Annotated in this window: 12 protein-coding genes, 1 tRNA gene and 3 pseudogenes; 7 read left to right on the forward strand and 9 right to left on the reverse strand. The window is 64.8% G+C overall.

All coding sequences use genetic code 11. The annotated features are described in order from the left end of the window. Nucleotides 1–66 precede the first annotated feature (66 nt). From lysA to ACF062_RS12945, 3 genes are all read right to left on the reverse strand, one after another. Nucleotides 67–1,458 (reverse strand): diaminopimelate decarboxylase, encoded by a 1,392-nt coding sequence (gene lysA, locus ACF062_RS12935; RefSeq protein WP_392137816.1) that lies wholly within the window; start codon nucleotides 1,456–1,458, stop codon nucleotides 67–69. A 139-nt stretch (nucleotides 1,459–1,597) separates the two neighbouring features. Continuing rightward, the gene (gene nrtL, locus ACF062_RS12940) at nucleotides 1,598–2,758 is read right to left on the reverse strand and encodes an ArgS-related anticodon-binding protein NrtL (RefSeq protein WP_392137817.1); all 1,161 of its coding nucleotides are present in this window, start codon (nucleotides 2,756–2,758) and stop codon (nucleotides 1,598–1,600) included. A gap of 401 nt (nucleotides 2,759–3,159) precedes the next feature. After that, nucleotides 3,160–3,684, reverse strand: coding sequence for a response regulator (locus ACF062_RS12945; protein ID WP_392137818.1), 525 nt, complete (start codon nucleotides 3,682–3,684; stop codon nucleotides 3,160–3,162). Nucleotides 3,685–3,839: 155 nt separating this feature from the next. Between ACF062_RS12945 and ACF062_RS12950 the strand changes: the two genes are divergently transcribed. Both ACF062_RS12950 and ACF062_RS12955 read left to right on the forward strand, forming a co-directional pair. Next, nucleotides 3,840–3,911: transfer RNA gene (locus ACF062_RS12950), tRNA-Arg, on the forward strand. Between the two features lie 360 nt (nucleotides 3,912–4,271). Continuing rightward, nucleotides 4,272–4,568: a hypothetical protein gene (locus ACF062_RS12955; RefSeq protein WP_392137819.1), complete on the forward strand. Its 297-nt coding sequence runs from the start codon at nucleotides 4,272–4,274 to the stop codon at nucleotides 4,566–4,568. A 72-nt stretch (nucleotides 4,569–4,640) separates the two neighbouring features. Here ACF062_RS12955 and ACF062_RS12960 read toward each other — a convergent pair. From ACF062_RS12960 to ACF062_RS12975, 4 genes and pseudogenes are all read right to left on the reverse strand, one after another. Then, nucleotides 4,641–5,023, reverse strand: a pseudogene (locus tag ACF062_RS12960) (site-specific integrase); the annotation flags it as partial. A 17-nt stretch (nucleotides 5,024–5,040) separates the two neighbouring features. Further along, a pseudogene (locus ACF062_RS12965) lies at nucleotides 5,041–5,166 on the reverse strand (mobile element transfer protein); the annotation flags it as partial. Between the two features lie 11 nt (nucleotides 5,167–5,177). Next, a pseudogene (locus ACF062_RS12970) lies at nucleotides 5,178–5,282 on the reverse strand (SpdA protein); the annotation flags it as partial. Nucleotides 5,283–5,458: 176 nt separating this feature from the next. Then, on the reverse strand, nucleotides 5,459–6,247 hold the full coding sequence (locus ACF062_RS12975; protein WP_020274970.1) for a GntR family transcriptional regulator: 789 nt from the start codon (nucleotides 6,245–6,247) through the stop codon (nucleotides 5,459–5,461). Between the two features lie 107 nt (nucleotides 6,248–6,354). On the opposite strand from ACF062_RS12975, the gene ACF062_RS12980 reads away from it, so the two are divergent. The 4 genes from ACF062_RS12980 (at nucleotide 6,355) to ACF062_RS12995 (ending at nucleotide 9,647) form a co-directional block, all read left to right on the forward strand. Then, nucleotides 6,355–6,762 (forward strand): NUDIX hydrolase, encoded by a 408-nt coding sequence (locus ACF062_RS12980; RefSeq protein ID WP_392138835.1) that lies wholly within the window; start codon nucleotides 6,355–6,357, stop codon nucleotides 6,760–6,762. Nucleotides 6,763–6,808: 46 nt separating this feature from the next. Beyond that, on the forward strand, nucleotides 6,809–7,234 hold the full coding sequence (locus ACF062_RS12985; protein WP_392137820.1) for an ATP-binding protein: 426 nt from the start codon (nucleotides 6,809–6,811) through the stop codon (nucleotides 7,232–7,234). Continuing rightward, complete coding sequence (locus ACF062_RS12990; RefSeq protein ID WP_392138836.1) at nucleotides 7,234–7,614, forward strand: hypothetical protein; 381 nt, start codon at nucleotides 7,234–7,236, stop codon at nucleotides 7,612–7,614. The genes ACF062_RS12985 and ACF062_RS12990 overlap by 1 nt, the downstream gene beginning before the upstream one ends. A 443-nt stretch (nucleotides 7,615–8,057) precedes the next feature. Continuing rightward, complete coding sequence (locus ACF062_RS12995; protein ID WP_392137821.1) at nucleotides 8,058–9,647, forward strand: hypothetical protein; 1,590 nt, start codon at nucleotides 8,058–8,060, stop codon at nucleotides 9,645–9,647. Between the two features lie 920 nt (nucleotides 9,648–10,567). Here ACF062_RS12995 and ACF062_RS13000 read toward each other — a convergent pair. Beyond that, on the reverse strand, nucleotides 10,568–10,690 hold the full coding sequence (locus ACF062_RS13000; protein ID WP_392137822.1) for a hypothetical protein: 123 nt from the start codon (nucleotides 10,688–10,690) through the stop codon (nucleotides 10,568–10,570). A 646-nt stretch (nucleotides 10,691–11,336) separates the two neighbouring features. On the opposite strand from ACF062_RS13000, the gene ACF062_RS13005 reads away from it, so the two are divergent. After that, entirely contained in the window at nucleotides 11,337–12,938 is a 1,602-nt protein-coding gene (locus tag ACF062_RS13005) for a restriction endonuclease (RefSeq protein ID WP_392137823.1), read from the forward strand. 213 nt (nucleotides 12,939–13,151) lie between these two features. Here the strand turns inward: ACF062_RS13005 and ACF062_RS13010 are convergent, their stop codons facing one another. Next, a complete protein-coding gene (locus tag ACF062_RS13010; protein WP_392137824.1) occupies nucleotides 13,152–13,514 on the reverse strand; it encodes a mCpol domain-containing protein in 363 nt (120 codons plus the stop codon). Between the last annotated feature and the right edge of the window lie 2 nt (nucleotides 13,515–13,516).

The raw sequence follows: 13,516 nt of genomic DNA on the forward strand, positions 1-13,516 counted from the left end.
CTCACCCACCGGAACGGACTTTCCGTCCATTGTCCGGATGGTGAGACATCTATTCCATATTTTTCGTCATCCGACGTCGAGACGCAGGAGATCTTCCTCCGTCTCACGCCGGACGATCACCCGCGCCGCACCTTCGTTGACGGCGACGACGGGCGGGCGAAGAGCGTGGTTGTAGTTGCTCGCCATCGAGCGGCAGTACGCGCCGGTCGCGGGCACGGCGATCAGGTCACCGGGCGCGAGATCGGCCGGCAGGAAGGCATCACGTACGACGATGTCACCACTCTCACAGTGCTTGCCGACCACGCGCACCAGCATGGGCTCGGCGTCGGAGCGGCGGGAGACCAGGGCGACGGTGTACTCGGCGTCGTAGAGCGCGGTACGGATGTTGTCGGACATGCCGCCGTCCACGGAGACGTACGTACGCAGTCCTTCGAGCGGCTTGATGGTGCCGACCTCGTAGAGCGTGAAGGCGGTCGGGCCGACGATGGCGCGGCCGGGCTCGACGGAGATGCGGGGCGTGCGGAGGTTCGCGGCGGCGCACTCGCGCGTCACGATCTCGTTCAGCGCCTTGGCGATCTCGTGCGGCTCACGCGGGTCGTCGTCCGAGGTGTAGGCGATGCCGAGGCCGCCGCCGAGGTCGATCTCGGGGAGTTCGACGCCGTGCTCGTCGCGCACCTCGGCGAGCAGCTGCACGACGCGCCGCGCGGACACCTCGAAGCCGGCCATGTCGAAGATCTGCGACCCGATGTGGGAGTGGATCCCGATCAGCTCGATCCCGTCGAGCTTGAGGGCACGCCGCACGGCCTCGGCGGCCTGCCCCCCGGCCAGCGCGATCCCGAACTTCTGGTCCTCGTGCGCGGTGGCGATGAACTCGTGGGTGTGCGCCTCGACGCCCACCGTCACGCGGATCTGCACGGGCTGGCGCCGGCCGAGCCGCTCGGCGATGTGCGAGACGCGCACGATCTCCTGGAAGGAGTCGAGCACGATGCGGCCGACGCCGGCCCCGACGGCCCGCTCGATCTCCTCCTCGCTCTTGTTGTTGCCGTGGAACGCGATGCGCTCGGCGGGCATGCCGGCGCCGAGGGCGGTGGCGAGCTCACCGCCGCTGCACACGTCGAGGTTCAGCCCTTCCTCGTGCAGCCACCGCACGACGGCCCGCGAGAGGAAGGCCTTGCCGGCGTAGAAGACATCGGCGTCGGTGCCGAAGGCGTCGCGCCAGGCGCGGCAGCGGGCACGGAAGTCGGCCTCGTCGACGAAGTACGCGGGGGTGCCGAACTCCTCGGCCAGGCGCGTCACTTCGATGCCGCCCATGCTGAGGACGCCCTCGGGGGTACGGGTGGCGGTGCGGGACCAGACCTTGGCGTCCAGGGCGTTGAGATCGGTCGGCGGCGCGCTGTAGTGGCCCTCGGGCAGCACGTCGGCGTGGCGGGGACCTGCGGGGTGTGCGGAGCGGCTCATGGCTCGTATGTCTCGTCTCTCACGGGTGACACGCGGGACTCGTGGCTCGCGGGCGTCGCGGGTGGCGCTGGCGTCGCGGGTGGCGTCGCGGGTGGCGCTGGCGTCGCGGGGGTCACGGATGTCATGGGTGTCACAGATGTCACAGGTGTTCAGGTGCGCTGATGCCGAGCAGGGACAGGCCACCGGCGAGCACCGCCCCGGCGGCTTCGGCGAGCGCGAGCCGGGCGCGGTGGGTGGCCGAGGGTTTCTCGTCACCGCGGGGCAGAACGGCGTGCTGGTACGCGAGCAGCGCGTCGGCGGTGACGACGAGATGCCGGGCGAGGCGGTCCGGGGCGCGGTGGTGGGCTGCGGCCGCGAGGACCGGGGGGTGGTCGGCGAGGGCGGCGAGGAGGCGGTGCGGGTTCGGCGCGCCGGCTCGTGTGTGGCCTTGTGCGTCGCTCTGTGCCTGGCCTTGCACGTCCCCGGGGTGGGCGTCGAAGCCGAGGGCGGCGGCGTTGCGGGTGAGGGCGCGGCAGCGGGCGTGGGCGTACCGCACGCGGAAGAGGGGGTTGCTCTCGCGCTGGGTGAGGTGTCCGGCGGCGTCGTCGTGGTCGGGGGTGGGGCGGGGGTGGCGGCGCCCGGCGTCATCACTGGGGGGAACGGGGGCGGCCGGGGTGATGCGGGGGCGGTCATGGGCGGCCGGGTGCAGCAGGGCCCAGCGGGCGGCGTCGCGGCCGAGGGGGAGGGGGTCGGCGGGGGCGGGCACGGGCCGGAGAGTGGGGAGCGGCTGCGGCGGGATGCCGTACGCGTCGACGCGCACCCCGAGGATGTCCACCCACCGCGGGTCGGGGGCGGCGTCGCAGGTGACCCGGACGAGGGCGCCCTGGGAGCGCAGGATGCGGCGGGCGGCGTCGGCGACGACGACGGCGCGGACTTCGTGGGGGGCGTGGATCTGGGCGAGCTGCCCGGTGCCGGGGTGGACGTGTCCATAGCAGCGGCCGCACGCGAGGACATCGCGTACGAGGGCTTCGGCGGGCGACTCGGCGAGAGTGATGTTGAGGAACCCGGGCCCGGTGATGTCGACCCCCGCGATCCCTGCTTCGGCGGCGAGCCGCGGGGCCACGGCTTCGGCGACCTGCCGGGGCGTGCGGCCGGCGGCGCGGGCGATCTGGAGGGCGACGTTGGTGGCGTAGTCCCCGCGGCCTCCTGGCCGGGGCCGCTCCACCCCCACCTTCTCCGGCACGGCCACGCTGAGCTCGCCCGCGTCAACGGCATGACGCGTGGCACGCAGCACGGTGCGGGAGAGTTCGGCGGGGGTCACGGGTCAAGCGTAGGGGAGGAGGGGGGTGGGTCGGCGACTTGGTTTCCCGGTGGTCTTGGGATGTGGACGGGGGTGGGCTTCGCCTGGGTGTGTGTGAGGGGGCGGGGGCTTCGTCGGCGGTGTGCAGGGCCGGCTTCGGGTGGCGGGGTGATCGGGCCAGGCACATGCGTGCCGCGAGGCGGTGGTGATGGTGCCCTGTCGAGCGGGGCGGGGGCCTGGCGAGCGGGGGCTGGGGCGTGGCCGGCGGGGGGAGGTACTCGAGCGGGGGGGCAGGGCAGCGGCGCACCCTGATCATCCGACGCGAATCATCATCCGACCCGAACCCGACCCGAACCCGAATGGTCAGCCCGCCCCCCATACGGCCGGACGGCCCGACGGTCCAGGTCTGCATGGGGTGGGTCTCAGGCACCGGGCTGCGTGGCCCGCTCCGCTTCGCCGACAAGACCCGTACCGTCGCCGTCCCCACCGCGGCAACCGTCGTCGCCCAACGACCCGCGCCGCCCCACGCGCTCCAGCAACTGCCGGACGGTCCCGACCAGTTCGCCGGGCTCGAAAGGCTTGGCGAGAAACGCGTCGACGCCGACTTCGAGGCCGCTCTCGACCTCGTACTGCGTACACGCGCTGACGATGACGATGGGCAGATGCCGGGTCCGAGCGTCGGCACGCAGGCGAGCGGCGGTCCGCAGACCGTCGAGGCGGGGCATCACGACGTCGAGGGTGACCACGTCGGGCTGGACCTGGTGCACGACGTCCAGACACTCGGCACCATCAGCCGCGGTCACGACCTCGAAGCCCTCCAGCTCGAGATTGACCCTGATCAGTTGCCGAATGACCTTGTTGTCGTCCACAACAAGCACACGGCCGGGCGCGCCTGACACAACTCGAGAGTAGGTCCACGCCCACCGCCGCGTCCCGGTTTTCCCCACTTCCGCCCCGTGCGAGGCGCGGGGGCCGCGGGCCCGGGATCCGCGAGGTCCGGGCCGGCCCCGCCGCGGCCGCCCGGGGCCCCGAAATACCTGTTCATGGAGAGCCCCGGAGAGCTGGTAGGGTTCTACCCGTCGCCGCGCAACCGCGACGATACGCCCCCGTAGCTCAGGGGATAGAGCAACGGCCTCCGGAGCCGTGTGCGCAGGTTCGAATCCTGCCGGGGGCACCTCGAAGAAGGTGCCTAAAGACCCCGCCACCAGCGCAAACGCTGAGGACGGGGTCTTCGCGTATGTGCAGCCGTATGCCGCTCGGAGCGGCTGTATGTCGGGTGCCGTGGACTATCCGTGGACTGGCCACAGGCCAGGAATCCGCAGGTCAGGGCCGGAAAACGCCGAGGCCCCCGGACCGTAGTCCAGGGGCCATCATGCCGCAGGCACGCGTGTGGGGGTTAGGCCGTTTCCTTCGGATCATTTCGCCCACTATCACCATCACCGCCGTCTGATCCAACTCCCGGACGGAGCGCCCTCCCCGGTCGTACCGTCACCACACAGGCCAGCGCCATGCCGAACGGGAGGAAAAAGAAACCGTGACCAAGCCACGCCTGTCCCTCGAAGAACACGAGGACCTCGGCCGCACTCTCGCGGCCATCCACACCGAACTCGTCCACCGTGTCACTCAGCTCGCCAACGCCTACCCGAGGAGCGGCGTCGAGGGCGAGCCCTATCGCAGGCTCAGGGCGGCCGAACAAGCACTCAACCAGGCTCGAGTGAGCCTCGATCACGCTCTCTTCCGGGATCATCCGCGCACCGGGGAAACAACCATCTACTACCCACATCCCGAGGACCGGGACGTGACGCTGCCGACCGGTGGGCGACACCTGTAGGACATCGAAGGTCGCGACCAGCCGGGGCCCGTCCGAAGCAGGCCCCGGCCGTAACAGCCAGTCTTCCCCGGCTCAACTAGGAAGCGTGGAGTGCTCCGCCACCCCGTGGCTGGGCTCGTCCTCCTGGCCGTCGTCCTCACCAAGGAGCTCGGCGATGCGGCGGTTGGCGATGTCCTGGCGACCGTCGAGGCACTTCGCGTACCGGCTCAGCAGCACTTCGACGCTGTTGCCCGCGCGCTCTGCGACCTCGGTGGGGTCGACGCCGGCGTGAGCCAGGAGGAGAGCGCGGCGTGCCTCAGGCCGTACGGCCGAGCGGCCAGCGGCGAAGCCACCTGTTCCGGCGTGAGCGCCAGGTGCCGGGCCTCGTCCCAGACGCGCCAGTACGTAGTGGAGGCGACCACTCCCCCACGGTCGTTGGCGAACAGCCGCCCGTCCTTGGCGGTGCCGAACTCCTCGATGTGGGCGAGGAGCATGCGGAGCCGCAGCGCGGGGCGGTGCAGGCGGCGGTGTGCTTCTCCCGGCCCCGGCCGTCGTAGTACGTGCCGACCCGGACGGGGCCGATGCGGACGACGTTGCGGAAGCGGCGGTTGGCGGTCACGCAGGTCTCCTTCAGAGGTGGGTGGCGATGGCTTCGGCCATGGGTTCGGCCATGGGTTCGGGCACTCCGAGGCGGGCTCGGAGGGTCGGGGTGTCGATGGGTGTTCCGGTGCGGGATGGTGCGCAAGACTCCTTTCCATCTACTCGTCTATACAAGATGCGGCGTTCGAACCCGATCTCTCGGGAACGGCAACCACCTTGCCACACAACTTGCCCGCTCGTCTATATGAGTGAGCCTGTTGGGGTGTGCGAGTTCGGAGAAACCTCCCCGCGCACCACCACCGGTCAGACGCTCACGTCGCCGGGAGCTGGTACGACAGGACGTACGCGTCCGCCGCCATAACCGTGTCGCAGACCTCCACGGCCCGCCCCTCCTGGTCGAACGCGGTCCGGATCAGGTGAATGACCGGCACACCGGAGGCCAGCCGCAGCGTGCGCACCTCATCGGGCGAGGGCATCCGGGCACGGATCTCTTCTTCGAAGTGGTCGAGGCGGTGACCTAGCTCCTCAAGCCGGGCGTAGATGCCACCGGGCCCGGGGTTCGGCTCGGCGATCGGCGTGCCCCGCGCGATGTCGAGCGGCAGATACGAGGTGGCGAACTCCACCGGCCGCCCGTCCAGCAGATACCGGCGACGCCGGGCCAGCACTCGCCGCACGGAACCGAGCCGAGTAGAGACGTCCTGGCTGGCTTTCTCTTCCTTGACCTCCAGGCTGTCCACCTGGGGGTGACTGCCGGCGGCGTCGGCCTCGACGATGAACGCGGACTTGCCCTGCTCGCGGTGGCGCCGGGCGAACCGGTCGGAGGCGAGCCGCCTGACAGGCGGTCGTGGTCGCACGAAGACGCCCTTGCCATGCTCGGCGTGCACCAGGCCCTCGCCCTGAAGGACGGAGAAGGAGTTTCGAACCGTCATACGGGAAACCCCGTAATGCTCGACGAGTTCGGCCTCGGAGGGCAGCTTTTCGCCCTCCTTGAATCGCCCACGGTCGATGGCCTCGCGCAGCTGGTCGGCGATCTGCCGGAAGACCGCACGATCGCTCGTGGGGTCGAGATCGCCGAGGAGGCCGGAGGAAAGAGAGGGCACGTGTACTCCTTTAGGTATCTAGACGAGTGGGCGAGCTTTGTTGCTACGGTGGAGAGCCTAGCCATCCGAGAGGGCAGAGGAACGTGAGCACCGACCGTCCGCACTCCGTGAGCGTCGCCGGAGTCATCGTCGACGACCAGGACCGCGCCCTCTTGATCAAGCGCCGCGACAACGGCCACTGGGAACCCCCAGGCGGAGTCCTCGAACGCGAGGAGACCATCCCCGAGGCCCTCCAGCGCGAAGTTCTCGAAGAGACCGGCATCAAGATCGCGCTTCCCGCGATGCTGACCGGGATCTACAAGAACATGAAGGGCTTGATCGTCTCCATGGTCTTCCGCTGTGAGGCCGTCGACGGCACACCCACCACCGGGGACGAGACCCGCGCACTGCGCTGGGCCACCCGCGAAGAGGTCATCCAACTCGCCGACGAGGCGTACGCGATCCGCGTCCTGGACGCACTCGACGCGGTATCCCCGCCGGCCATCCGCGCCCACGACGGCGTGAAACTCGTCTAGCCCGAACCCGCTGCACATGGCGGCCTACCAGCACAAAGGAACTTGTATGCACGAGTATACGAGCACCGCCCGGGTCTGGGGACTCACTTGCCCAGGTTTTCCGGAAGAGGTCAGCCGGGCCCGACGCTGGACCCGGGACATCCTGCGCGGATCTCCCCTGGCCGACGACGCCGAACTGATCGTGAGCGAGCTGAGCGCGAACGCGATCCTCCACACCGCGAGCGGCAGGGTAGGCAGCTTTCACCTGGCCCTTGCGGTCTCCCCCAAGGTGGTTGCCCTGTCGGTCACCGACGAGGGAGGGACGGGCACCGCCCCGAAGGTCGAGCAGCCGAGCGAGGATGCCGTGCATGGCCGCGGCTTGGGCATGGTCAGCGTCATCGCACACCGGGTCCTCGTCCACGGCAGCCACAGCGGCTACACCGTCACCGCCGAACTCTTCACGGACACCCAGCCGGGAGGACACCCGTGCTGATGGACAAGCCCCAGCGCGGCTTCTGGTGCGAGTGCTGGACGCAAGACATCAACGACGAGGCAGGGTGGCCGGCACTCCGGGCATCCTTCGACGCCTACTCGGCACCTCAGGCGGACAGATGGGTAGCGGTCGCCCTACGCACGATCTCACCTGCACTCGACCCGGACGCCTCCGACGAGGCCTGGGCCTGGCTCTACGACGGCCGCATCGACACGCGACGAGCCCTCTTACGCATGGAACCCTGCACGGTCTCTCTGACCCACGCCAGCACCCGCATCACATGGACGATCCGGCCAGTGGTCTTCCTACCGATGACCCACCGTCAAGGCGTCGATCTCCCAGCCTGCGCATACGACTTCACGCCCCGCGCCACAGACTGAGTTACAACTTTCTCTACTGGTTCAAGGCGGCTCGCTCCGCTCACCGCGCGCGGCCGGCCCCCGGCCGGGCCTGCGCTCCTGTCTCCGCCCCGCTCCAGCCCGGCCGGCGCCCGTGCCCCGCACACAGCAATCAGCCGCCTGGTGCCAGAGAAGGGGTGCGTCGTGGCTTGGGCGGTCGACTCCACGGCTTTAGGCAGCCACTTTGGCGCGAGCCTCGAAGATCATGGCCCCAACGTCGTGCTTTACCGGGCAGGTCCACAGACTGCCCGACGCGCCGGAAGCTTACGGGGCCATGATCACTCGCACCGAAGCAGCTCCAGCCCAAAGCCGCCCCGTCGACCTTCTGTCTCGATCATGCCCTGGCCTCAACGGCCTCTTCATATGGGGTGCAGTATTGCGCCCATCAGTGAGATGATCTCTTACTCAGCGACCAAGGGGACGCCGTGCGATTCAGCGAGTACTTCAAGATCAACCGTCACGACGATGATGATTGGTTCGACGTAGACGTTGAAGTAAACCTGCCGTATTTCCTGGACCCATATCTGATACTCCGGGACGAGAGCCCGAAATGGGCAGAAGCTAGAATGCGTCTGCATGGATTCTATGCAAAAGTACATTCAGCACTTGCGTCAATTGATGCATCCCTTGACAACCCGGCACCCCCAAAAATTCTAAACATGGCCGAGCCGCGAGAATTTCGCTTGGGAGCGGGAAAATACCCACGGTCAGCCGGACGAGGACTACGGAATCCACTTGGTGGAATAAAGCTCCCGGTGCCCGACATGCAAGGGCCGTGGGAGGCAGGGGTAACCCGAGACTTTCTGCGACACCTCGGTTCATTCGACCGCATCAGCGACATGACATGCGTGGCCCTTAAAGAGCCGCTGATTCAATACACCCAGTCGATAGCTCGTCGCCACTATGTCCCTATGCAAGAGGTTGCAGTTCTCAACCTTGATTGGGATGTCGCCACTAATGAGTGGGTAAGCGACTTCCGCGAGCTCCCCATTGATCGTGACGGGCAACCCATCATCCTCACACCAGAGAGGTTCATTTCCGGCAAGTCATCTGTAGTAGGAAGTGACTTCAGAGAATCGGAGTTCGTAGAATTTTTGACCACCCTACTCGAAAGAGCAGGGGTCGGCCGAGTGGAATCCGGAGTCCGCCTCTCCCACGATGCAATGATTGACATCGCAGTAACTTCGAGCAGCGCACTGCGGATAATTGAATGCAAGAAACGTGCTCCGCAAACTTCATCGCGACTGGAGGAATTTATCGGCCAAATTAAACGGTACGCCGCATCAGCCCAAAGCGGGCATTATAGGGGGCTAGAGAAAAAACTTACCCTTGCTACACCTGGGAAACTCGCAGCGACGCATCAACGCTACCTGGCCTCAAACGATGTTTCGGTATGGGATGGCCCATGGATCTACCAGCAGGCGACTCGACTCGGCCTGCAAGATGAAGCCAAGAGATATGTCGGAAATACAGAGGTAAGCGACAACGCAGACGCATTTACGTTTGGAGATCGACTGTCCAACCTCGCGCCGGGCCGAGACAATTGGACTCTCTACCAGCGCCTCTGTCAGGAGATCTTCGAGTATCTCTTCTGCCCACCACTACGCACGCCGATCAGGGAAAGCCGCAATGAGAATGGCGTAAACAGAAGGGACTTCATTCTCCCCAATTACTCTTCGGACGGTTATTGGGATTTTCTCAGGAAAGAGTACCGAGCGGACTACATTGTTGTGGATCCCAAAAACTACGCCGGGAAGATCGGCAAGGAGAGGGTTCTGCAAGTAGCCAACTACCTACAGCGACACGGAACAGGTCTGTTTGGCATAATAGTCTGCCGAAATGGAGCAGACAGGTCGGCGCTGCACACCATCCGCGAGCAATGGATCTTGCACGATAAAATGATCATTATCCTACAGGATGCTGACCTTCTGCAGATGCTAACCGACAAATCCTTTGGAAACGATCCGGTTGAGCTCATTCGGCAGAAAATAGAAGATTTTCGCCTCGGGGTGTGATTTTTACTCATCCGTTTGACTTGGGCCCTTTGGCGGTTCTCGTTTGGCGGTTCTCGAACAAGTTAACTGCAAGCCGCCCCGCCTCGCTCCTCAGTTGTGCGCCCCAAGCTCCCTAGAAGCGCGTATGGAGGAGCGCCTAGCATCTGACTCAACATTTGAACCAAGATGGTCGATGTATTTATCAGGTCACTGATGAGTGGGCCTGCTTCTCCGTCATTCTGCAAGATGCGATTCACCGTCCTAGCAGTCCCACCTGTAGACCCTCCCGCAAAAAAGGAAGACAGCACGGCAGACGCCCTCGACCCATCGGTTGGCATGGAAGGGGGCGGACTTATCTCAGTTTCTCGCAATGCTTCGAAAGGATCCTCTGTCTCCGAAGCCGAGATCACAGCATTCAAGTCGGTCAGGCTAGGCAGAGTCCGCATTGCGAAATCTGCGGATTCCTGCCCATGCATCTCTCGCGGCATTCGAAATATAGCCGAATGCCCCTCAGGTAGATCGAGAGATCGAACAGCTTCTAGTAGCATAGGGGTCGATTCGCTGCAGCGCCGAAGATTAATGCGCAGCATCTGCTCTTCTATCGCAGAATACCCCTCCATGGCCTCTTCCATGAGGGGAATGAGTGGGATACTCCCAGGCCACTGGCCCAACAAGGTCTGTGCATGCTTACTCCAATTGAACCTTGCTGTGAGCAATCGAGACTTGTCGAGGGTCAACTGCACCTTTCGATTGGGGGCAACCCCTGACACGTTAAGATGGCCCGGTGGAATCCCGCAGTGCTGCGTATAGTCTCGCAAGTTATACAGAAATCGGTAACCCTCATACCTGTCAAACGATGAAGATGTGGCGGTCTTGTACTCTGCCATCTCATCGCTGGCGGCGCCGAACTCCGTCAGGACGAAGTCTCTCTCGTTCTCCAATTACAACCTGGTGGCGGCCAGCCAGTTGGTCAGCTCGGCCATCAGGGACTTCTTCACGATATCTCTGCTGGCGTGGCGAAATTCGCCCCCATATCTTTCGACGTTCGCGAATGCGTCAATCATTGCCTTGATGTTAGAGTAGCTCCTGTTAATTAGCGAGTAGGCGCTCCTCTCGACCAATGACTCGTAAGAATTGATGACATCTGCGTACGCCAAAAATTCTTCGTGAGATATTTCCCGTTCAATTTGCACGGACATTCCTCGTTGTCCAGGCCGCTGGCTCCATGTTCCCAGAGAATGCGTAAGCGTCTGGTGAGATGAGATCAGTTGCGGCCCGGCTTCGCAATAGGTGCATTGCCGTGTTGACCGCGACCGCCCTGTAGCGGCTGAGCGACTTGGACCCTAACCCACCGCTGGCGGCGTGCCAGACCCGTGCCAGATCGTGCGGGGAACCACGGGAAACACGGGCAATCGAGCTGGCAACCTCCGGAGCGTAGCCCCGGCTCCGTCGCAGGTCGATGCGGCAATTGACCCCCAGAAGACCCAAGCTTCCCAAGCTGATGGCTCAGCAGTGTTCTCACGGGCCGGGCGTCCTAAGTTCCTCCGGCCGACGACACCTCGACAGCGTGGCTGACGGCAGTAGGGGCGCAGCGATGCACGCGCGCCTGACGGTCGGCAAACCCGCGTGACGTCCCTACTGGGCGTGATTCTGCGATGTGGAAGGGGAATGCAGCCCTGTGGCGGAGTAGGCCAGGGGAGGGGCAAACAGGTGGCGCAACGGGGCAGCGGCCGAGGTAACGACTATCAGCGGCAGCAGCAAGCTTTACGACGTGCCCAGGAGCAACGGGCACGACAAGCGGAGCGGGAACGCAAGGCTGCTGAGACGGCCAGCAAGCGGCAGGAACGCGAGCGGAAGGCCGCGTATCAGGAGCAGCAGGCCGAGCAGGCGCGGGTTCGCACGATCGGGGTAGAGCACGAGGTCGAGCAGCTTGGGCAGTTGCTCCGTGACGCGCTGGTTGGGGATCCGCCGACGACCTTTGAGCGCCGGCGGAGGACTCACACGCCGAGGAAGTTAGACGAGCGTCCTTGGTCTCGTCCGGAGCCTTCCCCGCGATGGGAGGAGTTCGCACCACCGGAGCCCGGTGGTCTGGCTGCTGTCCTGGGTCTTGGCAGGAAGCGCTATGAAGCTGAGGTTGCCGAGGCGCGTGTGCGGTTCGGCGAAGCACAGGATCGCCATAGGCGGGCGGAAGGGAAGCGGCTGGCAACGCTGGAGCGGAAGCGTGCCGAGCACCGCCAGGCCGAAGCGAAGGCCCTTGATGAGGTGGCGACCTTTAACGGGAAGTTGGATGAAGAGCGTGAGGCATACAGGGCAGGGGAGCCCGCGGCGGTCGAGGCTCATCTAGGGGCTGTTCTGGATGCGTCGGTGTATCCAGTGGGCTTCCCACACGAGCATCGAATCGCCTTTCGCCCTGCAACCGGCGACGTACTCGTTGAGATCCATTTGCCTCCTGAGGCGATCGTTCCTACCGCGCGGGGCTACCGGTACGTGAAGAACCGAGACGAGACGACCGTGCTGCCTCGCCCGGAGAAGGAGCGCAAGGAGATCTACGCCTCTGTCCTGGCCCAAGTCGCTCTGAGGACAGTCCACGAGGTCCTGACGAGCGATCCGGACCGGGTCGTCAACGGCGTGATCCTGAACGGCCATGTGAAAACCATCGACCGGGCTACCGGTCAGGAGGTCTCGCCCTGTCTGGTGACGCTCAGCGCCAGCAGGGAGCAGTTCGGGAAGCTCCGTCTCAGTCAGGTTGATCCAGCGCAGTGCCTCAGAGGGCTTAACGCCCTGGTGTCGCCCAACCCCTACGATCTCGAACCGATTCGTCCCATCGTCGAGTTCGACCTGTCGAAGTACCGGCTCATGGACAGCATGGATGTAGTCGCCGGCCTGGACAGCAGGCCCGTGCTGGTGAAGCTGACGCCCACCGAGTTCGAGCACCTGATTCGCCAACTGTTTGAGGCGATCGGCATGGAGGCTTGGAACACCCAGGCGTCCAAAGACGAGGGGGTTGACGCGGTGGCCGTCAGCAAGGACCCGGTCTTCAACGGTGAGTGCATCATTCAGGCGAAGCGCTACAGCAAGCTCGTGGGTGTTGAGTCCGTCCAGGCGCTTGCCGGAGTGGTCGAGCACAAGCGTGCTGCCAAGGGGGTCTTGATCACCACATCGTGGTTCGGCAGGGCCAGCCACGACTTTGCCCGCCAACATGGTCGGCTCCAGCTCATCGAAGGGCCGGAACTCAAGTACCTGATCAAGGAACACCTTGGCAAGGACGTGATCCCGGGCCCGGTTCCCCCGAAGAGGCGCCCCTCGCGCTGAGGCTGCGGGCGACCCACTCAGACCGAGGAGCTGGGCCGTCCCTAGGCCGTCCGAGGTCGCTCAGCAGTGGCCAATGATGACCAACGACGACCACCAGGCGCACGGGCCCACTACTCCTGAGCTGCAAAAACCCAGCTCCCCAAGATCCCCGACAACACCCAGGGAAAGAAGACAGGTCTTGCCCGCCTAACTATTAGCTTCATCGCTTCGCCGTTAGCGCTCTGGGTAAATTGAAACCCTGCATTTTCCAGAGGACTTGGCCATACGCAGGGCGATGAAGCTTTCTCGCAGCGTTCTCCCAACGCCGACAGAAAATGTAAACTGTCCAGGCTGCTGCAATACTTCGAGCGCATCAGTCAATCGAGTAATGGAGTCTTCACCCAGCTGAAGCAGAATACTATCTCCTCCCGTCGATATTACTGCCACTCCGGGAACTCTAGATGCACTACCAGCTACTGTTTCCATGGTGAGGGAAATCATCTTGGAGGTCTGCACGAAGCCAGCGACATCATTCGCCAAGAGATGGGACTCGATTTTATTACCTACATCGTCACCATCGACGATGGCGAATAGCAAGG

The sequence above is a fragment of the Streptomyces sp. NPDC015345 genome (assembly GCF_043078805.1).
Classification (GTDB): Bacteria; Actinomycetota; Actinomycetes; order Streptomycetales; family Streptomycetaceae; genus Streptomyces.